The 22,101-nt window shown below is 69.7% G+C and carries 17 protein-coding genes and 3 tRNA genes; 9 read left to right on the top strand and 11 right to left on the bottom strand.

Going from position 1 to position 22,101, the window contains the following annotated elements:
- Positions 1 to 37: 37 nt before the first annotated feature.
- The gene (leuC, locus tag ACTVCO_RS10405; RefSeq protein WP_443728360.1) at positions 38 to 1,519 is read right to left on the bottom strand and encodes a 3-isopropylmalate dehydratase large subunit; all 1,482 of its coding nucleotides are present in this window, start codon (positions 1,517 to 1,519) and stop codon (positions 38 to 40) included.
- Positions 1,520 to 1,630: 111 nt separating this feature from the next.
- Here leuC and ACTVCO_RS10400 point away from each other — a divergent pair, with 111 nt between their 5' ends.
- Positions 1,631 to 2,350 (top strand): IclR family transcriptional regulator, encoded by a 720-nt coding sequence (locus tag ACTVCO_RS10400; RefSeq protein WP_443728359.1) that lies wholly within the window; start codon positions 1,631 to 1,633, stop codon positions 2,348 to 2,350.
- A 116-nt stretch (positions 2,351 to 2,466) separates the two neighbouring features.
- On the opposite strand, the gene ACTVCO_RS10395 is transcribed toward ACTVCO_RS10400, so the two are convergent.
- From ACTVCO_RS10395 to ACTVCO_RS10365, 7 genes are all read right to left on the bottom strand, one after another.
- Positions 2,467 to 2,539 (bottom strand) — tRNA-Glu (locus ACTVCO_RS10395).
- Positions 2,540 to 2,739: 200 nt separating this feature from the next.
- Positions 2,740 to 2,812 (bottom strand) — tRNA-Glu (locus ACTVCO_RS10390).
- Positions 2,813 to 2,908: 96 nt separating this feature from the next.
- Positions 2,909 to 2,980, bottom strand: a tRNA-Gln gene (locus tag ACTVCO_RS10385).
- Positions 2,981 to 3,111: 131 nt separating this feature from the next.
- Positions 3,112 to 3,855, bottom strand: coding sequence for an HAD family hydrolase (locus ACTVCO_RS10380; protein ID WP_443728358.1), 744 nt, complete (start codon positions 3,853 to 3,855; stop codon positions 3,112 to 3,114).
- 80 nt (positions 3,856 to 3,935) lie between these two features.
- Positions 3,936 to 5,555: a glutamate--tRNA ligase gene (gene gltX / locus ACTVCO_RS10375; protein WP_443728357.1), complete on the bottom strand. Its 1,620-nt coding sequence runs from the start codon at positions 5,553 to 5,555 to the stop codon at positions 3,936 to 3,938.
- Positions 5,556 to 5,645: 90 nt separating this feature from the next.
- Positions 5,646 to 6,428 carry a fumarylacetoacetate hydrolase family protein gene (locus ACTVCO_RS10370; RefSeq protein WP_443728356.1) on the bottom strand — a complete coding sequence of 261 codons (783 nt, stop codon included), beginning with the start codon at positions 6,426 to 6,428 and terminating at the stop codon, positions 5,646 to 5,648.
- A gap of 75 nt (positions 6,429 to 6,503) precedes the next feature.
- A complete protein-coding gene (locus ACTVCO_RS10365; RefSeq protein WP_443728355.1) occupies positions 6,504 to 7,361 on the bottom strand; it encodes a class I SAM-dependent methyltransferase in 858 nt (285 codons plus the stop codon).
- 79 nt (positions 7,362 to 7,440) lie between these two features.
- Here ACTVCO_RS10365 and ACTVCO_RS10360 point away from each other — a divergent pair, with 79 nt between their 5' ends.
- A complete protein-coding gene (locus ACTVCO_RS10360) occupies positions 7,441 to 8,034 on the top strand; it encodes a sugar O-acetyltransferase (protein WP_443728354.1) in 594 nt (197 codons plus the stop codon).
- A gap of 38 nt (positions 8,035 to 8,072) precedes the next feature.
- A complete protein-coding gene (locus tag ACTVCO_RS10355) occupies positions 8,073 to 9,083 on the top strand; it encodes an aldo/keto reductase (protein WP_443728353.1) in 1,011 nt (336 codons plus the stop codon).
- A gap of 30 nt (positions 9,084 to 9,113) precedes the next feature.
- Here the strand turns inward: ACTVCO_RS10355 and ACTVCO_RS10350 are convergent, their stop codons facing one another.
- Positions 9,114 to 11,177, bottom strand: a complete 2,064-nt coding sequence (locus ACTVCO_RS10350; RefSeq protein WP_443728352.1) for an ATP-binding protein — start codon at positions 11,175 to 11,177, stop codon at positions 9,114 to 9,116.
- A gap of 207 nt (positions 11,178 to 11,384) precedes the next feature.
- Here ACTVCO_RS10350 and ACTVCO_RS10345 point away from each other — a divergent pair, with 207 nt between their 5' ends.
- From ACTVCO_RS10345 to ACTVCO_RS10335, 3 genes are read left to right on the top strand one after another with little or no spacing between them, the layout of a single operon-like run.
- Positions 11,385 to 11,753 carry a response regulator transcription factor gene (locus tag ACTVCO_RS10345; RefSeq protein ID WP_443728351.1) on the top strand — a complete coding sequence of 123 codons (369 nt, stop codon included), beginning with the start codon at positions 11,385 to 11,387 and terminating at the stop codon, positions 11,751 to 11,753.
- Positions 11,750 to 12,607 carry a HEAT repeat domain-containing protein gene (locus tag ACTVCO_RS10340; protein WP_443728350.1) on the top strand — a complete coding sequence of 286 codons (858 nt, stop codon included), beginning with the start codon at positions 11,750 to 11,752 and terminating at the stop codon, positions 12,605 to 12,607. Before ACTVCO_RS10345 ends, ACTVCO_RS10340 begins: the two co-directional genes overlap by 4 nt.
- Complete coding sequence (locus ACTVCO_RS10335; protein WP_443728349.1) at positions 12,604 to 14,031, top strand: glycosyltransferase family 2 protein; 1,428 nt, start codon at positions 12,604 to 12,606, stop codon at positions 14,029 to 14,031. Before ACTVCO_RS10340 ends, ACTVCO_RS10335 begins: the two co-directional genes overlap by 4 nt.
- An 83-nt stretch (positions 14,032 to 14,114) precedes the next feature.
- Here ACTVCO_RS10335 and ACTVCO_RS10330 read toward each other — a convergent pair whose 3' ends face one another.
- Entirely contained in the window at positions 14,115 to 15,770 is a 1,656-nt protein-coding gene (locus ACTVCO_RS10330) for a methyl-accepting chemotaxis protein (RefSeq protein WP_443728348.1), read from the bottom strand.
- Positions 15,771 to 16,035: 265 nt separating this feature from the next.
- Here ACTVCO_RS10330 and ACTVCO_RS10325 point away from each other — a divergent pair, with 265 nt between their 5' ends.
- Together ACTVCO_RS10325 and ACTVCO_RS10320 are read left to right on the top strand one after the other, a co-directional pair.
- On the top strand, positions 16,036 to 16,974 hold the full coding sequence (locus ACTVCO_RS10325) for a 3-methyladenine DNA glycosylase (RefSeq protein ID WP_443728347.1): 939 nt from the start codon (positions 16,036 to 16,038) through the stop codon (positions 16,972 to 16,974).
- Positions 16,975 to 17,133: 159 nt separating this feature from the next.
- Entirely contained in the window at positions 17,134 to 18,486 is a 1,353-nt protein-coding gene (locus ACTVCO_RS10320) for a hypothetical protein (protein ID WP_443728346.1), read from the top strand.
- An 84-nt stretch (positions 18,487 to 18,570) separates the two neighbouring features.
- Here the strand turns inward: ACTVCO_RS10320 and ACTVCO_RS10315 are convergent, their stop codons facing one another.
- Complete coding sequence (locus tag ACTVCO_RS10315) at positions 18,571 to 19,374, bottom strand: DUF488 family protein (RefSeq protein ID WP_443728345.1); 804 nt, start codon at positions 19,372 to 19,374, stop codon at positions 18,571 to 18,573.
- Positions 19,375 to 19,465: 91 nt separating this feature from the next.
- On the opposite strand from ACTVCO_RS10315, the gene ACTVCO_RS10310 reads away from it, so the two are divergent.
- The gene (locus ACTVCO_RS10310; RefSeq protein WP_443728344.1) at positions 19,466 to 22,075 is read left to right on the top strand and encodes a DEAD/DEAH box helicase; all 2,610 of its coding nucleotides are present in this window, start codon (positions 19,466 to 19,468) and stop codon (positions 22,073 to 22,075) included.
- Positions 22,076 to 22,101: the final 26 nt, after the last annotated feature.

Raw genomic sequence — 22,101 nt, 5'->3', positions numbered from 1 at the left:
CTCCTTGGATGTGGCTTCGGTGACCGGTGCGCGGGTGTCAGACCTGGACGAGGACGTCCGGGTCGAGCGGCGCGAGCGGTGAGCCGTCGAAGGTCGTGAGGTCGGTGCCCTCGGGGAGGTCGAGGTCGGACAGCGACGAGAGCGTGCCGCGGATCGCGGTCGCCGCCGCCACGAGCGGCGAGACGAGGTGCGTGCGCCCGCCCTTGCCCTGGCGTCCCTCGAAGTTGCGGTTCGAGGTCGATGCGGAGCGCTCCCCCGGTGCGAGCTGGTCGGGGTTCATGCCGAGGCACATCGAGCAGCCTGCGTTACGCCATTCGGCCCCGAAGTCGAGGAAGATCTGGTCGAGGCCCTCGGTCTCGGCCTGGAGGCGCACGCGTGCGGAAGCCGGGACGACGAGCACGCGGGTGTCAGCGGCTCGCTTCTTGCCCTTGAGGACCTTCGCGACCGAACGCAGGTCTTCGATGCGACCGTTCGTGCACGAGCCGATGAAGACGGTGTCGATCTTGAGCTCACGCAGCGGTGCGCCGGGGACGAGACCCATGTACTCGATCGCGCGCTCGGCGGCGATCCGGTCGTTCTCGTCAGCGATGAGCTCGGGGACCGGGACGGACGCCGAGATCGGCAGTCCCTGACCGGGGTTCGTGCCCCACGTGACGAAGGGCTCGAGGTCGGAGGCGACGAGCGTGACCTCGGTGTCGAAGACCGCGTCGTCGTCCGAGCGAAGGGTCGACCAGTACTCGACGGCTGCGTCCCAGTCAGCGCCCTCCGGGGCGTGCGGGCGACCTTCGAGGTAGTCGAACGTCGTCTGGTCCGGTGCGATCATGCCGGCACGCGCGCCCGCCTCGATCGACATGTTGCAGATCGTCATGCGCGCTTCCATCGACAGCGTGCGGATGGCCTCGCCGCGGTACTCCAGGACGTAGCCCTGGCCGCCACCCGTGCCGATCTTCGCGATGATCGCGAGGATGATGTCCTTCGAGGTGGCCCCCGGGGGCAGCTCGCCCTCGACGTTGATCGCCATCGTCTTGAAGGGTGCGAGCGGGAGCGTCTGGGTCGCCATGACGTGCTCGACCTCGGACGTGCCGATGCCGAACGCGAGCGCCCCGAAGGCGCCGTGCGTCGAGGTGTGCGAGTCGCCGCACACCACCGTGAGGCCGGGCATCGTCAGGCCGAGCTGGGGGCCCACCTGGTGCACGATGCCCTGGTCGGCGTCACCGAGCGAGTGGAGGCGGACGCCGAACTCCTTGGCGTTGTTGCGCAGCGTGTCGATCTGCGTGCGGCTCGTCAGGTCGGCGATCGGCAGGTCGATGTCGAGCGTGGGGGTGTTGTGGTCCTCGGTCGCGATCGTGAGATCGGTGCGACGGAGGGTGCGTCCCGCGAGGCGAAGTCCCTCGAAGGCCTGCGGGCTCGTCACCTCGTGCAGGAGGTGGAGGTCGATGTAGAGGAGGTCGGGAGCTCCATCGACACCCTGACGCACGAGGTGTGCGTCCCAAACCTTCTCTGCCAGCGTGCCGGCCATGGATGTTCCTCTCGTCAAAGACTGCCGCTAAGCGGCGGCAGAGACTAGAATCGCGACGACACACGGTGCGCCGCACTTGCGTCTCAGCCTCCGAGACTGCAATATCGTCCTATGGACAATTCTAGCGGAGTTGGCGTCCTCGACAAGGCCGCCGCCGTTCTTGGGGCACTTGAGGCAGGTCCTGCGACCTTGGCACAGCTCGTCGCAGCCACGCATCTTGCCCGACCGACGGCTCATCGGCTTGCCGTCGCACTCGAGCACCACCGCCTTGTCGCCCGCGACATGCAAGGGCGTTTCGTGCTCGGCCCGCGCCTCAACGAGCTCGCGACCGCCGCCGGCGAGGACCGCCTCCTCGCTGCGGCGAACCCCGTGCTCACCGCGCTTCGCGACCACACGGGCGAGAGCGCACAGCTCTACCGCCGACAGGGCGACCAGCGCATCTGCGTCGCGGCCGCCGAGCGGCCCGTCGGGCTGCGCGACTCGATCCCGGTCGGGGCAACCCTCACGATGCAGGCCGGCTCCGCCGCACAGATCCTCCTCGCCTGGGAGGAGCCCGACAGGCTCCACCGCGGCCTGCAGGGGGCCAAGTTCACCGCGACGATCCTCTCGGGAGTCCGTCGGCGCGGGTGGGCACAGTCCGTCTCTGAGCGCGAGGCAGGCGTTGCCTCCGTGTCGGCCCCGGTGCGCGGCCCGTCCGGTCGCGTCGTCGCCGCGGTCTCGATCTCGGGACCCGTCGAGCGCCTCAGCCGGCAGCCCGGCCGTCTGCACGCGGGCTCCGTCGTCGCCGCCGCCAACCGGCTCACCGAGGTGCTGCGCCGCGCCGCGAGCTAGCAAGAGTCGCGCGAGGAGGGCCGGCGGCATGCCGGGCCCTCCTCGCGCGGACGGCGCGGGACCACCCGTGGAACGCACAAGGCCCGGTCATCACCGATGACCGGGCCGAGCTGTTGTACCCCCGACGGGATTTGAACCCGTGTTACCGCCGTGAGAGGGCGGCGTCCTAGGCCGCTAGACGACGGGGGCCGGACGAGCGACGAGCTGCTCCCGAAGGTGCCTCTCGCTGCGCCGTCGAGAACTTTACACACCTCTCGCGGCCGGGCGCCAATCAGCCCGCAGTGACCCTCGTCACGCCCCCCTGCCCTACCGCATGCCCCGCCGCGGTCCGCGGCCACGCGTCAACGACGAAGGCCCGGTCATCATGGATGACCGGGCCTTCGCAGACGTACCCCCGACGGGATTTGAACCCGTGTTACCGCCGTGAGAGGGCGGCGTCCTAGGCCGCTAGACGACGGGGGCAGGACGTGCCAGACGCGAGTGAGAACACCCGCTCTGACGGAGCAAGATCCCCGGATTCCCGCCGCTGCATGAGCGACGCGATCCGAAGATCTTGAGCTGGGGTACCAGGACTCGAACCTAGAATGACGGTACCAGAAACCGTTGTGTTGCCAATTACACCATACCCCAAGGGGGTAACCCACCAGTCCGTCGCCGTCGGCCTTGAAGAAGGCCGCCGACCCGTTTTCCAGGGGTTGTCCCGAGAAAGAACACTACCCGACGAGCGCCCGCACATCAAAACCGGGACGACGTCATCGCGGTCACACTCGCGCGGCAGGCCTCTCGATCCCCAGGACCCCAAGGATCTCGTCGAGGGACGCGACCACGGTGACGCCCGCGGCGCGGGCGGCGTGAGGATCCTCGGGGTGCGCACCCCCACGACGTGCCCCGGGCCGGTCGATCCAGGCCGCCTGAAGGCCCGCGTCAATCGCTCCGCCCGCGTCGATGTCGAGCTCGTCGCCGACGTAGAGCGTCTCGGCCGGCGCCGTCCCCAGCCGACGCGCGGCCTCGAGGAAGACGCGAGGGTCCGGCTTGCCCACCCCGAAGAGGTCGACCCCGACGAGCATGGGGACGCGATCCCCCAGCCCGACGGCTGCGAGCTTACGCACCTGGTAGTCGGTCACCGCGTTCGACAACGCCCCGACGCGGACGCCCGCCCCGAGGAGCGCGTCGACCGTCGCCGACACCTCGGGGAAGACGCGCCACGCGGCAGCGAACGCGGACTCGAAGACAGCGGCCCAGTCCTCGTAGGCCTCGTCATCGAGCACCGCCCCACCAAAGCCCACCATGAGCTCGTTGGCCCGCGTCATGCGCTGCTCGCGGAAGGTCTGCTCGCCGCGCGTGTACGCGCGGTAGTGCCCGCCCGCGTCGCGACGCCACATCGCGAGGACGTCACCGTGCCGGTCGACGGGAAGGTCGGGCAGATAGACCCGCGCGATCTGAGCCATCGCGTCGGCGAAGGCTCCCCGCGTGTCGACCAAGGTGTCGTCGACGTCGAAGAGCACCCCCGCACACCGCGGACGCCCCGCATCTGACGCCGCAGGGGCGTCAGACCGGGGCGTCCGCGACGCGGAGGCGTCGGCTCTCACAACGCTGCCCGCAGCGCGCGGACGCGTGCGAGCGACGACTCTCGGCCGAGGATCTCCATCGACTCGAACAGGGGCGGGGAGACGCGACGGCCCGTGATCGCGACGCGCAACGGCGCGAACGCGAACTTCGGCTTGATGCCCATCTCCTCGATGAGCGCCGCCTTGAGCGCGTTCTGCGTCGTCTCGGGGTCGAACGACGCAACGCCCTCGAGCACCTCGTGCGCGCGGTCGAGCATCTCTCCCAGGCGCTCACGCACCTGGGCCACGGACGCCTCGGTCAGCTGCATAGCCGTCCCCGGGGCCGCGCCCTCGGGCAGGACGAGCTCGGCCTGGACGCCCGGCAGGACGCCCTTGAACGTGTTCTTGTCGACGAGCGCAGCCATCGAGTCGGCGTCGAGCACGACCGCGTCGTCCGCGACGAAGAGGAAGCCGAGCATGCCCGCAACCTCGCCGAGGAGCGTCATGCGCTCCTGGACGAGCGGAGCGCCGGCATCGACGAGGCCCTGCTGCGCGCTCGGCAGCTCGTCGTACGTCGCGGCGTCCACGAAGCCCGCGTCGTGCAGGTAGGGCACGAGGCGCCCACGGAAGTCCGTCGGCTCGAGCAGCCGCAGGTGCGCGGCGTTGATCGCCTCAGCCTTCTTGATGTCGAAGCGTGCGGGGTTGGGATTGACGTCGGCGATGTCGAACGCCTCGACGAGCTCGTCCATCGAGAAGATGTCGCGGTCGGCCGCGATCGACCAGCCGAGGAGCGCGAGGTAGTTGACGAGCCCTTCGCGGGTGAAGCCACGGTCGCGGTGGAGGAAGAGGTTCGACTCCGGGTCACGCTTCGAGAGCTTCTTGTTGCCCTCGCCCATGACGTAGGGAAGGTGTCCGAACGCGGGCATGACCTTCGCGATGCCGAGCTCGAGAAGCGCCTGGTAGAGCACAACCTGACGCGGTGTCGAGGACAGGAGGTCCTCGCCGCGCAGGACGTGCGTGATCTCCATGAGGGCGTCGTCCACGGGGTTGACGAGCGTGTAGAGAGCGTCACCATTCGCACGCACGATGACGTAGTCGGGGACGGTGCCCGCCTTGAACGTGATCTCGCCCCGCACGAGGTCCGTGAACGTCACGTCGGCGTCGGGCATGCGCAGACGCAGGACGGGCTCGCGGCCCTCGGCGCGGTAGGCCGCCTTCTGCTCGTCCGTGAGGTCGCGATCGAACCCGTCGTAGCCCATCGCCGCGGGGCGGCCTGCGGCGGTGTTGCGCGCCTCGATCTCTTCGGGCGTCGAGAACGACTCGTACGCGTAGCCACCCTCGAGGAGCCGGCGTGCGACATCGACGTAGAGGTCCTTGCGCTGCGACTGACGGTACGGGCCATGGGGTCCGCCGACGTCGATCCCCTCGTCCCAGTCGAGACCGAGCCACCGAAGCGCCTCGAGGATCTGCGCGTAGCTCTCCTCGGAGTCGCGTGCGGCATCAGTGTCCTCGATGCGGAAGACGAACGTGCCGCCGACGTGCCGCGCGTACGCCCAGTTGAACAGCGCCGTGCGGACCAGTCCGACGTGCGGGGTTCCCGTGGGCGAGGGGCAGAAGCGGACGCGGACGTCCTTGCCGGAGGGGAGAGCAGAAGACACGGTCAACACCTTGTTCCATTCGTGGGCCGACCTCGTGCGGGGCCGGTTCAGACGTGGCGACGCGGGACGCACCGCCCTGATGACGCAGGTTCAGGCGCGCCGGATCACAGGGTTGCGCAGAACCCCGATGCGCTCGACCTCGCACTCGACGACGTCGCCGTGGTCGACGAGCCCGACGCCGGCCGGCGTGCCCGTGAGGATGAGGTCACCCGGGAGCAGCGTGAAGCACTGCGAGACGTAAGAGATGAGGTAGGCGACGTCGAAGATCATGTCTGACGTCCGCCCGTCCTGGCGGTCCTCGCCGTTGACGCGCGAGCGGACAGCGAGGTCCTCGACGTCGAGGTCGGTGACGATCCACGGGCCGATCGGGCACGAGGAGTCAAAGCCCTTGGCACGCGCCCACTGGTCGTCGGACCGTTGCGCGTCACGCGCGGTCACGTCGTTGGCGACCGTGAAGCCAAAGACCTTCGACAAGGCGTCCTCGGGAGCGACGTCTTTCGTCACCTTGCCGATGACGACCGCGAGCTCCGACTCGTACGAGACCTCGCGCGTCCACGACGGCAGGACGATGGGGTCGTCCGGGCCGATGACCGAGGTGTTCGGCTTGAAGAACAGCAGCGGGCTCACGGGGAGCTCGTTGCCCATCTCTTTGACGTGGTCCGCATAGTTACGGCCCACGCCGACGATCTTCGAACGCGGGATCACGGGCGCGAGCAGGCGCACGTCGTCCGTCAACGGGACGACCTCGCCCGTCGGCTGGACCGGCATGTAGAGCGGGTCGCCCGTGATGACGTGGAGCGACTCCGCGCCAACCTCGCCGTCGACGAGGGCGAAACGGGGATCTGAGCCTTGAGTGAACCTAGCGATACGCACGGGGCAAGCCTACGCGGCACCACCGACACCCGGCGGTGCCGACCAGCACGCGAGTACGTCACGCCACGCGCGGCATCACGCCCGCGCAAGAACCTCGCCGTGCGTGATCGAGAACCAGCCGTCCGGGTCGCGTGCCCACTCGCGCCACCCACGCGCGATCTCCTCGAGCGCCACATCGTCAGCGAGGCCAGCGTCACGGGCCTGCAGCCCGAACTGGGACGAGAGGCAACGCTCGGCCCACAGGTCGCCCCACCACGCGCGGTCAGCCTCTGAGGCGTAGCACCACACGCCTGCCGACGCCGTGATGGCCTCGTCGGCGAAGCCGGCTGCGCGCACCCAGGAGACGAGTCGACGGCCGGCGTCGGGCTGAGCCCCGTTGGCGCCGGCGACCTCGTGGTAGAGCTCGTTCCACTCACGCAGCTCGTCGAGCTGGGGGTACCACGCCATCGCCGCATAGTCCGCGTCACGCACGGCGACGAGCCCGCCCGGGCGCGTCACGCGGCGGATCTCACGCAGCGCCGCGACAGGGTCAGAGAGATGCTGAAGCACCTGGTGCGCATGGACGATGTCGAACGAGCCATCCTCAAACGGCAGGTCGTAGACGTCGGCCTCGACGAACTCGACGTTGCGCACACCTTGGTCGGCGGCAGTCACGCGCGCCTGCTCGAGAACCTTCGTCGAGGTGTCGATGCCCGTGACGACGCCCGGGCCGACGGTCCGCGCCAGATCCACGGTGATCGTTCCCGGCCCGCAGCCGACGTCGAGCACCGAGAGGCCCTCGCGCAGGTGCGGAAGCAGGTAGGCCGCGGAGTTCTCAGCGGTCCGCCAGCGGTGCGAACGCAGCACGGAGTCATGGTGCCCGTGCGTGTAGGCATCCTTCGGGTGCGGCTTCGAGCCGTCGGTCGCGGCTTTGGCCCCAGTGGTCGTCGACATGAGCTCACGCTAACCACGGCCATCGCAGGCCGGGACGTCCTGACCACATGGTGGTCCCGGCACCGCGTACGCTCGAGCGATGCGCGACATGCCAGCTCCCGACCCGTCCGACCCCCGCAGCGAGCACGACCGCATGGTCGCCGGCGACTGGTACCGCTACCGGCTCGACCCGGCCCTCGCCGAGATGACGACGGGAACCCAGGCCACGTGCCGACAGATCACGGCGCTCTACGACACCGACCGCCCAGCAGCCGAGGCCCTGTTTCGTGACCTCCTCGGTTCGGTCGGCGAGGGCGTGGACTTCCGTCCACCGCTCTACCTCGACTACGGCTCACGCCTGCACGTGGGCGACGGCACATTCCTCAACGCCGACCTCCTCGTCCTGGGCGGAGGGCTCGTGACGATCGGTCGCCATGTGCTCATCGGCCCCTCGGCCCGCATCTACACGCCCCAGCATGCGCTCGACGTCGTCGAGCGACGCGACGGGTGGGAGCGCGTCGAGCCCGTGACGATCGAGGACGACGTCTGGCTCGGCGGGAACGTCGTCATCCTGCCCGGAGTGACGATCGGCGCCCGGTCGGTCGTCGGGGCGGGTTCCGTCGTCGTCCGTGATGTGCCGAGCGACGTCGTCGTCGTGGGCAACCCCGCGCGCATCGTGCGTTCCCTCGTCTGACGGGCCACGCTGTCGGGGGCACGCGGTAGCGTGACGCTGTGACCGCTTCGTACTCCCCCTCCGCCCGCCCGGACGCGCCACCGAGCCGCCGCGTCGGAACCTCCGGCCTTGCCGTCTCGGTCGTCGGCCTCGGCTGCAACAACCTCGGCCGCACAGGCACCGACAGCGTCACGCCCGAGGGCGCGCACGCCGTCGTCCACGCGGCCCTCGACGCCGGCATCACCTTCTTCGACACGGCAGACAACTACGGCGCGGAAGGCGGCCTCTCGGAGCGCCTGCTCGGCGCCGCCCTCGGCTCGGAGCGTGACAACGTCGTCATCGGGACGAAGTTCGGGATGGCCAACGGACGCCTCTACGGCCCCGATCACGCGGCTCGGGGGTCGCGCCGCTACATCCGCCGCGCAGTCGAAGGCTCGCTCACGCGCCTCGGCACCGATCGCCTCGACCTGCTGCAGTTCCACACCCCTGACCCGCTCACCCCGATCGACGAGACGCTCGCAGCGCTCGACGACCTGGTGCGTGAGGGCAAGGTCCTCTACGTCGGCCACTCCAACCGTGCCGGCTGGCAGATCGCCGACGCTGAGCACGTGGCGCGAGCCACGGGCAGCACACGGTTCATCTCGTCGCAGAGCCACTACAACCTGCTCGACCGCCGCGCCGAGCTCGAGGTCGTCCCGGCTGCTCAGGCATACGGGCTCGGGATCTTCCCCTACTTCCCGCTTGCGAACGGGCTGCTCAGCGGCAAGTACTCGCGCAACACCGTTCCGACCGAGGGACGCCTCTCCCACACCCGCCAGCACATGCTCGACGAGGCGCCGTGGGACGCGATCGAGCAGCTCACCGAGCTCGGCCGCGAGCGCGGCCTCGGACTCCTCGAGCTCGCGTTCTCCTGGCTCGCTGCCCAGCCGCAGGTCGCGAGCGTCATCGCGGGTGCGACGCGGCCCGAGCAGGTGCGGCAGAATGCCGCAGCCGTTCACGAGCTCACGGCCGACGAGCTCGCACAGATGGACGCGCTCTTCCCACCCCCGGCGAAGGTTGCACTGTTCTGACCTGATCGACGACGGCGTCGGGCGAACACGCTACGTCGTGGGAGGCGTCGACACCTCGGGCGCGGTCGCGGTCGACGCCTCCGTCGCCTCGGCGGACGTCGGCCGCGCGGCGCGCCCAGCGCTCCGCAGCCGCACGAACGCCTCGGTCCCATGCTCGCCGTCCGACTCGAGCCAGATGCGGCCACCATTGCGTTCCACGAGGTTGCGCACAAGGGCCAGGCCGAGACCCACACCCGGCACCTGGCGTTCATCGGTCGACATGCTGCGGTAGAACCGGTCAAACACCCGCTCGATCTCGTCCGACGAGATCCCCGGGCCCGTGTCAGCGACCCGAAGAATGACGTCCTGACCCTGCGCACGCACGTCGGTCGTCACCGTGCCGTCTGCCGGTGTGAACTTCACCGCGTTCGAGATGAGGTTCGTGAGGATCCGCTCGAGGTCGACCTTGACGACGTGTGCGCCGAGCCCCGTGCGCTCACCGACGATGAGGCGCACGCCACGCGCACTCGCCTGCGGGATGTGCTCCTCGATCGTGTGTCGCACGGTCTCATCGAGCGCGGTGACGACCGGAGCCTCGTCATCGAGGCGTTGCGCCTGCGCGGCGCCCAGCTCGAGGAGGTCCTCGACGAGGACGCCCAGGCGTCGCGCGTTTCGCTCGATGATCTCGAGGTAGCGCTCCTGCTCCTCGTCGAGCGGGGTGTCATCGACAAGGAGCTCGGTATATCCCACGATGCTCGTGATCGGGGTGCGCAGCTCGTGACTCACGGCCGAGAGAAAGCCGTCCTTCTGCTTGCTGAGGTCGCGCAGCCGCGCGGCTGCCGCGCGCTCGTCCGCGAGCGCTCGTTGAAGCGCCGCATCCGCGAGATGGCGCTGCGTGACATCGATGATCTGTGCCGTGACCGTCGCGCCACCCGTCGTCCGCTCGACGCGCGTGAGGAAGACTTCCCCGCGTCGGAATCCCGCGATGTCAATCTCGTCGAACCACTCTCCGACGGGCGAGTCGAGCGTCGCGAGCACAGCGCGGACGAACGGCGATCCCTCGTCGAGGAGAAGCTGCCGGCGGCGGCTCTCGTCCCTCACGTCCTGCGCATCATCCCTCGTCACGACGACCTCCCCCGCGAGCATCTCGGCGGCCCGCACGTTGGCCTCGACAACGCGCAGGTCCCGCGGCCCCACCTGTTCGAGCACGACGAACCCGACCTGCGCGTCGATGAGTCCTCCGCGCAGCACCTGGTCCCGCTTCGCGAGCCGCATCGTCATGGCGACACGCTCGTCGCGCGCTACCGCGAACGAGAGCACCGTGACGGCGTACACGACGAGGAACAGCTGCGCGGAGACCACCGGGTTGGGGCCGTGCAGCGCCTGGGCGAACGGTCCTTCCCCACGCGAGGTCAGGGTCGAGACGACGACGGCGATGAGTGCAAACTCGGCGGCAACGATGCGCGTCGAGAAGAGCAACACCGCCCAGACGAGCATGGGCATCGGTAAGAACGTCAGCGGCAGGTCCTCACCGGGACCGAACACGACCGCAATGACGCTCATGAACGCGAGGACGTGGACGACCTTGTGCCATCGGGTCGACGTCCCGCCCCCTCGGCGACTGGTGATTCCCAGTGGCACGATGACGAGGACCGCGGCCATGTGGCTCGCGATGACAGGGAAGACGATCTCGACGAACTGGCTCCCGGCGATCGCAGCGGTCGTTCCCACGATGAGGGATGCCACGAGCGCACCGGCCGACGCCGCGAAGAGGAGTCGACCGACGTCCCGGAGCGTCGCAAGGCGCGCACGTGCGCGACCCGCCACGAGGATCTGTGCAATGACGAAGGCTTCGGCGGCGTTGGCGAGCCCATAGCCGACTGCGACGAGCGGAACTCTCCCGAGGAGCAGGTTCGCGCCCACGGCCCCGATGCCCGCGGAGAGAGCCGCGAGCCAGAACCAACGGCGGGGGACGACGAGGACGGCGAGGACGCACACGGCCACGGCGGGCCACCACACCGAGATGACATCAGACCCCGGAGCGACTGAGCCCACGCCGCTTCCGAGGGCGAGTGCGACGGCGACGAGAGCGACATGCGTGACGATGATGCGCACGCGCGGGCTTCGAACCTGTCGTGTTTCTCCGGGCACGTTCCACCTCTGTCAACTCGACCGGTGTCGGTCCCTCATGATGAGGTAGTTCGACGATGAACAGCAACGCTGCGCGGGACGACGGTGACGCCGCCCCTGCTCCCCACAGCCTGACGGCTCGGAGGGCAGCAGCCCAGCACTGCCCATGATGCGGCAGGAGGAGGCACCACAATGGCGCGGATCTTGGTGGTCGAGGATGACGTCGACATTGCTGCTCTCGTCGTCCACAAGCTACGTGGCGCTGGCCACACGGTTCTCGAGGCGGCTGACGGCGAGTCAGCGCTCACCCTGATCCGGGCCGAGCGGCCCGATCTCGTCGTGCTCGACTGGATGCTGCCGCGTGCGAGCGGGCTCGATGTCTGCGAGGCCGTCCGTGCCGACGAGGACCTCGCGAGCACCCGCATCCTCATGCTCACTGCAAAGGCCCAGGAGGCTGACCTCGAGCGGGCCTTCGCCGCGGGTGCAGACGAGTATCTTCCCAAGCCGTTCAGCACCCGCGAGCTCGTCGTCCGGGCGCAAGCCTTGCTTGCCCGTCGATGAGCTACGACCTCGCTGGGTGGCTGCTCGTCGCGTCGGCGGGCGCGACCGTCCTGCTCATGGTGACGATTGCTCTCGTGCGTGCCATCACGACGGTCGCCGCGAGCCGGCGTGCTCGGGCACATGCGGGAGCCCTTCCCCTGCTCCTCGACATCACCGACGGTGTCGACGTACCGCTTCCGCCCAAGAAGAAGGACGCGCACGCCCTGGGGACAGGCGCGGCGACCCTCGCCCACAAGGTGCGGGGTGCCGACCGCGCAGATCTCGCGAGCTGGCTGCGTCGCAACGGATTCCGTGAGGACGCGCTGCGGGGCATGCGCGCGTGGCGCCCCTCTCGCCGCGCTGCCGCCGTCGAGCTCTATCTGGCGCTTGACGACGACCCCACACCCATTCGTCCGCTCGTCTCAGATCGGCATCCGCGTGTGCGCACGGTCGCCGTGCGCGCACTCGGTGAAGCCGGTGTCGTCGACGCCATCCCCGTCATCGTTGAGGCCGCCGTTGCACCGCGCGGCGTCTCGACGAGCACCGCGGCCATGGCGATCGTTCAAGCGGGTCCGAGCAGCGCCCACTCGTTCGGTCCCATCTGGCAGTCGCACGACCCCCGTGCACGGCGCCTCGCCGTTGACGTCTGCGGCCACCTCGGGCTCGCTGACGCGCGGGCGCACCTCGAACGCGCGCTCTCAGCGACCGATGGCGCCCTCCGCACCCGTGCCGCGCTCGCGCTCGGCCGTGTCGGGTCGCCGCACTCCGTCCCCGCACTCGAGGCCGCTCTCGTTCCCGTCGTCCGTGGGTCCGCTGAGGAGCGCGCACTCCTCGACGCCCTCAGCGCCCTCGGCTCACCCAGGGAGATCCCGTGAGCATCGTCGAGTCCTTCGTGTGGTGGACGACAGCAGTCCTCGTCGTCTACTACCTCGCGTACAACGTTCTCTACATCGTGCTCGTCGCACGCGCGGGCCGGGCGATCGCGACGGAGCTCGCGTGGCCCGCCGCACTCACACGCGACCTCACGTTCGCCAACCCTCTGTCCCCCGGCGTCTCGGTGCTCGTCCCCGCGCACAACGAAGAGGTCGGGATCCTCTCGGCGGTCACGGCGCTCCTCGACCTGCGCTACCCCACGGTCGAGATCATCGTGGCCGACGACGGCTCGACCGATCGCACCGCCGCAAAGCTCATCGACGCATTCGACATGGTCGAGGCCGAGCTCCCGACGGACGACCGTGTCGACCAGGAGGGCCTGACGTTCGCAACGCTGCGCTCGCGCAGCCATCCAGGTCTCGTCCTTGTGCGCAAGGCCTCCGTCGGGCGCCGCTCGGACGCGGTCAACGCGGCACTGCGCGTCGCGACCCAAGAGCTGGTGTGCATGATCGACGCCGACTCGTTGCTCGAGTCCGACGCGCTGCTTCACGTCGTGCAGCCGTTCATCGATGACGACCGCGTCGTTGCTGCTGGCGGCGTTGTTCTGCCGTCCAACGGGTCACGCGTCCACCGCGGTCGCATCGTCACGACTCGCATCCCGCGTAGCCTCGTCGTGCGGACTCAGGTGCTCGAGTACCTGAGGGCGTTCCTCGTCGGCCGCTCCGGATGGTCGAGCCTCAATGGGCTCCTCATCATCTCTGGCGCGTTCGGGCTGTTTCGGCGCGAGATCGTCGTTGAGCTCGGCGGTCTTGACCCGACCTCGCTCGCAGAGGATGCGGATCTCGTCGTCGGAATCCACCGGATGATGCGAGCGCGCGGCGAGGACTTCCGAGTGGTGTTCCTCCCCGAGCCCGTCTGCTGGACCGAGGTGCCCTCCTCCCTCGAGGTGCTCGCCAAGCAGCGCAAGCGATGGTCGCAAGGGCTCGGCGAGCTTCTCTGGAAGTACCGGCGCATGATTGCGCGGCCCAGTTACGGGATGCTCGGCATGGTGACGATGCCGTACTTCGTCTTCTTCGAACTCATCGGTCCGTTCATCGAGGTAGCGGGCCTCGTCATCGTTGTCGCTGGCTTCGCCACGGGGGCACTTCCCTGGCAGATGCTCGCGGTCTATGCGGGCGCCTCCGTGCTGCTGGCAGCCCTCAGCTCGCTTGCCGCCGTGCTCGTCGAAGAGGTCTCGTTCGCGCGGTACCCGCGGCGTCGCGACGTGCTCGCGCTCGTGACGACGGCCCTGGCCGAGCCCTTCTGGTTCCACTTCCTGCACTCGTGGTGGCGGGCGGTCGGCGTCGTGCGTGCGCTGCGACGCGCGGACTCGGGATGGGGCGTCATGACCCGCGAAGGGCATCTCGACGAGGACGCAGCGCCGTAGGCGTGCCCGTGCCGCGCTCCCCCGCGGTGCGCGGAGGTCCGGCTCCGGGGTGACCCCGGAGCCGGACCAGGCGTACGACCGGCTCAGAACGTGAAGGTGTCGATCTGCTCCTTGAGGTCGACCGACATCTGCGCGAGCTCACGCGTCGACTGCTCCATCTGAGTGACGACCTGGCTCGTGGTCGCAGCCGCTTGCGCGACGCCCGTGATGTTGCCGGCGATCTCGCCCGACCCCGTCGCGGCCTCGGTCACGCCGCGCGCGATCTCGCTCGTCGTCGCCGTCTGCTCCTCGACGGCCGAGGCGATCGTCATCTGGAAGTTGTTGATGTTCGCGATGATGTCGGCGATCTGCCCGATCGCCACCGCAGCCTCGCTGCTGTCGTCCTGGATGACCTCGACCTTGCGCACGATGTCCTCGGTCGCGCGCGCGGTCTCCTGCGCGAACTCCTTGACCTCGGACGCGACGACTGCGAAGCCCTTGCCGGCCTCGCCGGCGCGCGCCGCCTCGATCGTGGCGTTGAGCGCAAGCAGGTTCGTCTGCTCCGCGATCGACGTGATGAGCTTGACGACGTTGCCGATCTCTTGGCTTGACCGGCTCAGGCGGCTCACCGTGTCGTTCGTGGCCGAGGCGACCGACGTCGCCTGTTCGGCGACACGTGCAGCCTCGTGCGCGTTCTGGGCGATCTCACGAATCGAGGCACCCATCTGCTCGGCACCGGCCGACACGGCCTCGACGTTGCGCGAGACCTGCTCGGCGGCCGCAGCGACGACGGACGCCTGTGCGGACGTCTCCTCGGCGCCGGTCGCGACCTGGGAACTGGCCGACGACATGTGCTCGGTCGTCGTAGCGATCGTTCCCGACGCGGCTCCGACCTTGGCGAGCATCGCGCGGAGCGAGTCCTGAGCCGCGCCGAGAGCCGCCGCCATGACACCGATCTCGTCGTCCGAGTCGACGCTCGGGCGCCGGGTGAGGTCGCCCTGCATCATCGCGCGGGCCGTGGCCTCGACATCGCGCACTGCGCGGACGATGCCGCGCACGACCGACAACGCGAGCAGGAGCGATGCGGCGAGGCCCGCGACAAGGGCGATCATGAGGATCAGCTGTCGGGTCGCCGCCATCTTCTCGGCCTCGACGTGGAGCGCGTTCGCGGCGAGGGTGTGCTCGTCGGTCTCGTCGGAGAAGGCGTCGAGAGCCGCGTCGGCCGCCGGGTAGACGTCTGCGTGGTAGATGCTCGCAACATTGGAGGAGCTTGCGTCGTCGGACGAGGCGTTCTCGACGGCCGGCACGAACTCGGACTCGAACTTCTCGCGGAAGGTGCCGACCGATGCGACGCCGGCGGCCACGCGTTCGGGGTCGATCGCGTCCTCGACGTACGTGGCGACGAGCTCGTCGAGGCTCGCGAAGCGGTCGGCGATCTCTGACTTCAGAGCCGTTCGCTCGCTGGGCGCCTCGAACGCGAAGAGGTTGGCGCGCACGCGGTTGCCCTGGAGCATGCGCTGGATCTGGTCGAGCTCCTGAAGAGGGACGACGTGCTTGGAGAACAGCTGCTCCTGACCCTCGTTGAGCGCCTGGGTCGTCGTGATCGCGAGGACACCCATTCCGGTTGCGACGATTCCGAGCGCGCCGACGGCGGCTCCGATCCGTACTCCGATGGACAGGTCGCGGAGCCGACGGCGGCGCCCCGTCCCTGCGTCATCCTGCACCGGTGCTGTTCCTGCCGACGCCACGTTGTTCGTCACCACCCACTTCTCTCGTCTCGCTGGCGGCCGCATCTCCGTGGCCACCGACCGTCGTCCTCATCGGCTCGATCGGACGACATGTCAGTGCTTTCGCTGGTGAAGCCGGGTGGGAAGAGTCTCATGGCGTTCTGGCTGTCTCGCTTTCTTCTCGTGGTAAACGCACGTGACGCGCCAGCGGTGCTGCGCCGCCCGTCGTGAGGTGCAACGCCGTGTGTGCGGGGACGTCGGGCGCGTCGATGACGACACCGCCCCGTAGGCTCGTCGTGTGCCGAGATCCGCCCCGCCCGAGCCCCACGTGTCCGACGTGCTGTCCGATTCGCGCCCCACCGTTGCCGTCTTGCCTGCCGCCACGTGGCGTGAGATCGCGGCGGCGCACGCGGAGCGCGCAGACGCGCTCATGGCTGGGCATCGCGCACGCAAGCTCACCGGCGAGGCGCACGCGATCGAGGACTTCCTCTACACGTACTACGCGACGCGCCCCGGCCAGCTGCGGCGGTGGCACCCGGGCTCGGCCGTCGACCTCGTGGGCACGGGCGATGACGTCGACGAGCGCCGCGGCTGGCGGTGGTATGCCGCCGACGGCGACGTCACACGCGTCGACGTCACGACGTTCCTTGCCGAGCGTGGCACCACCGTGAGCTTCGTTCGCGACCTGGTCGCCCGGACCACGTCGCGCCCCGCGAACGTCGGCTGCTTCGGCCTGCACGAATGGGCGATGGTCTACGGCCAGGCTGCCGACACGCGCCATCCGCTCCCCCTGCGCCTCGGGGCAGCAGGCACGGACGACGTCGTCGAGCGCCATCAGATCCGCTGCTCCCATATCGACGCGTTCCGCTTCTTCACGCCCGCGGCTGTTCCTCTCAACCGGCTCACACCGACGCGCGCCAACCAGGTCGAGCTCGAGCAGCCGGGGTGCCTTCATGCGTCGATGGATCTTTACAAGTGGGCGATGAAGCTCGGCCCCGTCGTCGAGTCGTCGCTCGTCCTCGACTGCTTCGAGCTCGCGCTCGACGTCCGGTACCTCGACATGCAGGCGAGCCCGTACGACGTCTCGTCCTACGGCCTCGAGGCCGTCGCAATCGAGACGGCGGACGGCAAGGCCGAGTACTCGGCCCGCCAGCGCGAGTTCGCCGAACGTGCTGCCCCGCTGCGGACGCGGCTCGTCGCGGCGTGCGACCTCGCGCTCGCCCTCGCTGTCGCCTGACGCATCCTCGCGCTCGCCCTCGCTTCCGCCTGACGCTCCCCCCTCGCGCTCGCCCTCGCTGCCGCCTGGCGTTCCCTCGCGGCGTGCCCGCGCGGGCGGCTCACGGCGCCGCGCGGATCGGCGATGATGGTGCCGGCCCTCGCACCCCACGGAGTTTTCATGCAGCCCGCACCCCCGCAGAATCGCCACCCCGAGCGCCCCGCGCTTGAGGGCCGGTCCACCTTCGTCCTCACGTTCCTTGCGGACGAGACAGGACGCACGACCGTCGACGAGCTAGCGACGTACCTGCGGCAGCGCGACGTCGTCGCTGTCGTCGCGGACGGCGACGACCTCGGGACCCCGGGCGCGGCGGTCGCGATCATCGCGGTCGACGAGGGGGGTCGTGTCGTCATCGACGCCGAGGGGCGTACCGTCTCGGGCCAGCAGATCGAGCACCTCGTGCCCGGGCTTGCCCACCTCACGGGGCGCAACGTCGTCGTCAACGACGAGGTCGTCATCGCGCCCGACGGCTCCGAGTCTGACCCCGAGGCTGCGACCCTCGCCGCCGGCACGTCCGCGTGCGTCGTCATGTGGCGGGCATCGGCTGCGTCGGCGGGAATGATCCGTGGGCTCGCGCACGGGCTCGGCGCCCCGCTCGAGCACGCGGCCGTCGACGGCTGGACGATCGCCGCACTGCCCTTCGGCTCGACGGTCGACGGCGAGGCACTCGTCAACGAGGTTGCGGGCGCCGCCGAGCGCCCTGTCGTCACCCTGACCCGCGCGGGCGAGTCGCGAGCTGTCTCGTGGCACCACCGCGAGCGCCGGACCACCGTGACGATCGAGCTCGCGGCGACCCCCGCGACGGCTCCTGTCCTGCGCAACCTGCCGCCCGAGAGCCCGTCAGCGCGGCTCGCTGCTGAGCTCGGTGAGGCGTCGTTGCGCATCGTTCCCGACACGACACGGCTCTCTGGATCTGCGCTCGAACGCTTGCGGACGTTGTCGCTCGCGCGTGAGTCGTTGCTTGCCGACGCGGCCGACGCTCTCGGGCTTCCCACCGGGATCGCGGCAGTCGTCGAGCGAGGCGGTGCGATGGCGCGGGAGCTGGCCGGCCACGGTGGCAGCGGAGCAGCCGAGGCGGTTGCCGGCGGTGCGGGACGCCTCGCGGAGACGGGGGACGCGGGCGCGGCTCCGGTGCGGTGGCTCGACGTGCCCGGCGCGGTCGTCGTGCAACCGGACCCGACGATGCGCGCAGCCGTCCTGCGCGGGCTCGCCGAGACTGCGATCGAAGAGCCGCAGGGCGATGGCGCCTATACGCGCTTCCGTCGGTGGCTGTGGCACCGCCCCCGGGTCCTCGTCGCGCTCTCGACCCTTGAGGTCGCCCTAGGGGTCGCAGTCGCGGTGTGGGCCGCGAACGGCGGCACGGTGTTCGGCCAGAGCTGGGTCGCGTGGCTCGTCGCAGCGATGTGGGTGGTCGATGGAGTTCCCGACGCGGTCGCGGGCGTCGTCATCCTCAGGCGTCGCGGGCGCGGCTAGCCGGAGGGCCGCGGTTGCCGACGCGGCCGTATCGCACGCGAGCACGACGACGAGGCCGCGCAGTCCGACCGGAGTGGTCGAAGGTCAGTCCGACGTGCCGTCCCAGATGACGTCGGGCGTGCCGTCGTCACGAGGGTCGGCGGGATCAATGAGTCGCGCGCCCTGCGAGGGCACGTGCGCGTCGAGCCGTCCGTCGTGCATGAGGTGCCACACCGGAATACCGCGGGCGAGCACGGCAACGTCGGCGATGACACGTCGGTGGCACCGCCACCACACGGACTCGCTGCACATGATGACGGTGTTGCCCTGCGTCGCGGGCCCGTCGGCTGCGGGCGACCGGGAGCCGCCGTTCGACCCTCCTCCTGGGGTTGTGGCGCGGATCGGGTCGAGCAGGTCGTCGAGCGCGTCCCGGAAGGTCGCGGTGCGGGTCCACGACGCGTACGCGCGGAACGCCTCGACGCGCCACCATGTGTCGGGCGACGTCCCGCCCGTCACGTGTGCGCTGGGTGACATCGCGGCCGTCACGGCCGTGCTGGGTGGCGTCACACCCGTCACGTGTGCGCCAGGCGACGTCGCGCCCGTCACGTCTGCGCCGGGCGACGTCGCGCCCGTCACGTCTGCGCCGGGCGACGCCGCGCCCGGCTGGGAGGCGGGCGCCCGCGCACCGGCGGGGAGTCGTCGTCGGCCACCGAGGCGCTCCTCCCACTCATAGGCGATGCCCTCCTCGGGCAGCCATCGGGGCAGGGCGTCCCGGCTGACGTCGAGGTTGCGCCGTGATCCGGGGAACCGTCGTACGTCGACGACGGTCTGGACGCCCGCGTTCGTGAGCAGGGTGGTGAGCCCTGCGCGGTCTAGGGTTCCGTGGCCGACGGTGAGCAGCGAGGACATGCCTCGTTGGTAGCACTGCGGGACATGTCGCGCGACCGCTGCGCCGAGCGCGGCCCCGTATGTCGGCGACACCTGAGACGATGAACCCATCATGAGCACCGCCACCGCCTCCCTCGCCGCAGCACTTCCCCTCTCGACCGACCCGGACGTCCTCTACGAGGCCTTCGACACCTGGGCGACGGGCCGTGGCCTTGAGCTCTACCCGGCTCAGGCCGAGGCCCTCATGGAGCTCGTCTCCGGGCAGCACGTCATCCTCGCGACGCCCACGGGCTCGGGCAAGAGCCTCGTGGCGATCGGCGCGCACTTTGCTGCGCTCGCGGCGTTCCGTGCAGGAACAGGCGGCCGGACGTACTACACGGCGCCGCTCAAGGCACTCGTCTCGGAGAAGTTCTTCGCGCTCGTCGAGGCGTTCGGGTCGGAGAACGTCGGCATGATGACGGGTGACTCGTCGGTCAACCCCAGTGCACCGATCATCTGCTGCACGGCCGAGATCCTCGCCAACATCACGCTGCGCGACGGTGGCACACGCACGGGGACGGACGCGATCAGCCAGGTCGTCATGGACGAGTTCCACTTCTACGCGGATCCGCAGCGCGGCTGGGCGTGGCAGGTCCCGCTCCTCGAGCTGCCCTCGACGCAGTTCTTGCTCATGTCGGCGACGCTCGGCGACACGTCGTTCTTCACCGAGGAGCTCGAGCACCGCACGGGACGCGATGTTGCCCTCGTGACGAGCGCGCAGCGGCCCGTCCCGCTCAACTTCGAGTACGTCGTCGAGCCGTTGGGAGAGGTCGTCGAGGACCTCGTCCACACGCACCGCGCGCCCGTGTACATCGTGCACTTCACGCAGAAGGACGCTGTCGACCGCGCGCAGTCGCTGCTCAGCATGAACGTCGCGACGCGTGCAGAGAAGGACGCGATCGCCGACGAGCTCGGCGATTTCCGCTTTTCATCCGGGTTCGGCCGCGTGCTGTCGAAGTTCCTCAGGCACGGCGTCGGTGTGCACCACGCGGGCATGCTGCCGAAGTACCGCCGCGTCGTCGAGCGGCTCACGCAGCGTGGCCTGCTCAAGGTCGTGTGCGGCACGGACACCCTGGGCGTGGGCATCAACGTGCCGATCCGCACCGTGCTGTTCACCTCGCTCGTCAAGTACGACGGGGAGCGCATGCGCCACCTCACGGCGCGGGAGTTCCACCAGATTGCGGGGCGCGCGGGTCGCGCGGGGTTCGACACGGTCGGCGACGTGCTCGTCATGGCACCCGAGCACGTCATCGAGAACCGCAAGCTGCTGCAGAAGGCCGGCGACGACCCGAAGAAGCTCAAGAAGATCGTCCGCAAGAAGGCGCCCGAGGGGTCTGTCAACTGGACCGACAAGACGTTTGAACGCCTGCGCGACTCAGAGCCGGAGGCGCTCACGAGCCACTTCACGGTCAACCACGCGATGGTGCTCAACGTCCTGGCGCGCGGCGAGCACGGCGAGGACCCGGTCGCGGTCATGCGGCACCTGCTCACGGCGAACCATGACAACGACACGTCGAAGACCAAGCACGTCCGCCAGGTCTTCCGGATCTACCGGTCGCTCCGGCAGGCGGGGATCGTCGAGAAGGTCCGGGTGCGCGGCGACGACGGTGTCATGCGACCCGGGGTGCGACTCGTCGTCGACCTGCCACGCGACTTCGCGCTCAACCAGCCCCTGTCGCCGTTCGCGCTGGCGGCGCAGGAGCTGCTCGACGTCGAGAGCCCGACGCACGCCCTCGACGTCGTCTCGGTTCTCGAGGCGACGCTCGACGACCCGCGTCAGGTGCTCTACGCGCAGGAACGTGCGGCTCGTGGCGAGGCGATCGGCGCGCTCAAGGCTGAGGGCTACGAGTACGACGAGCGCATGGCGATGCTCGAGGACGTCACGTGGCCGCGGCCGCTCGAGGACGTCCTCGAGCCCGCGTTCGAGTCGTACAAGCGCGGCAACCCGTGGGTCTCGGACCAGGAGCTGCGGCCCAAGGCCGTCGTCCGCGACATGGTCGAGCGTGCGTCGACCTTCGGGGAGTACGTCTCGCGGTACCAGCTCGACCGGACCGAGGGTGTTCTGCTGCGCTACCTGGCCGACGCCTACCGCGCGATGCGGCAGACGGTGGCGACCGAGCACCGCACCGAGGAGGTCGAAGAGCTCACGGAATGGCTCGGCGAGCTCGTCAAGGGCACGGACTCGAGCCTTCTCGACGAGTGGGAGCGGCTCGCGAACCCGGTCGATGACGACGCTGACACGCTCGTGGGTGACGGGCCGTTGTCGGGGACGGGCGAGAGCCAACCTGTCCGTCCCGTCACGGGCTCGTTGCGCGCCTTCCGGGTGCTCGTACGCAACGCGATGTTCCGCCGCGTCGAACTCGCTTCGCGCGAGGCGTACACGGCGCTCGGCGCGCTCGATGCCGCCGACGGCTGGGACGCCGACGCGTGGGCTGACGCGCTTGACCCGATGTTCGAGGAGTACGGCGACGACGCGATCGGGATCACGGCGGCTGCTCGCTCGCCCCGGCTCGTCGAGGTGGCCGAGCAGGTCGACGGCAACGCCCGGCAGTGGGCTGTGAGGCAGGTCCTCGACGACCCGGACGGTGATCGTGCCTGGCACATCCGGGCCATTGTCGATCTCGACGCGAGCGACGAAGCTGGCGAGGTCGTGCTGCACATCACGGAGGTCGGCAGCCTGTAGGACCCGCGCACTCGACCTCACCATCG

This window comes from Sanguibacter sp. A247, assembly GCF_052324925.1.
Lineage (GTDB): Bacteria > Actinomycetota > Actinomycetes > Actinomycetales > Cellulomonadaceae > Flavimobilis.
This window is presented reverse-complemented; position numbering and strand designations above follow the sequence as displayed.

Excerpts from the sequence above, each read along its gene's own strand:
- leuC (WP_443728360.1), bottom strand. The coding sequence starts at position 1,519 with ATGGCCGGCACGCTGGCAGAGAAGGTTTGGGACGCACACCTCGTGCGT.
- ACTVCO_RS10400 (WP_443728359.1), top strand. The coding sequence starts at position 1,631 with ATGGACAATTCTAGCGGAGTTGGCGTCCTCGACAAGGCCGCCGCCGTT.
- ACTVCO_RS10365 (WP_443728355.1), bottom strand. The coding sequence starts at position 7,361 with ATGTCGACGACCACTGGGGCCAAAGCCGCGACCGACGGCTCGAAGCCG.
- ACTVCO_RS10360 (WP_443728354.1), top strand. The coding sequence starts at position 7,441 with ATGCGCGACATGCCAGCTCCCGACCCGTCCGACCCCCGCAGCGAGCAC.
- ACTVCO_RS10345 (WP_443728351.1), top strand. The coding sequence starts at position 11,385 with ATGGCGCGGATCTTGGTGGTCGAGGATGACGTCGACATTGCTGCTCTC.
- ACTVCO_RS10340 (WP_443728350.1), top strand. The coding sequence starts at position 11,750 with ATGAGCTACGACCTCGCTGGGTGGCTGCTCGTCGCGTCGGCGGGCGCG.
- ACTVCO_RS10320 (WP_443728346.1), top strand. The coding sequence starts at position 17,134 with ATGCAGCCCGCACCCCCGCAGAATCGCCACCCCGAGCGCCCCGCGCTT.
- ACTVCO_RS10315 (WP_443728345.1), bottom strand. The coding sequence starts at position 19,374 with ATGTCCTCGCTGCTCACCGTCGGCCACGGAACCCTAGACCGCGCAGGG.
- ACTVCO_RS10310 (WP_443728344.1), top strand. The coding sequence starts at position 19,466 with ATGAGCACCGCCACCGCCTCCCTCGCCGCAGCACTTCCCCTCTCGACC.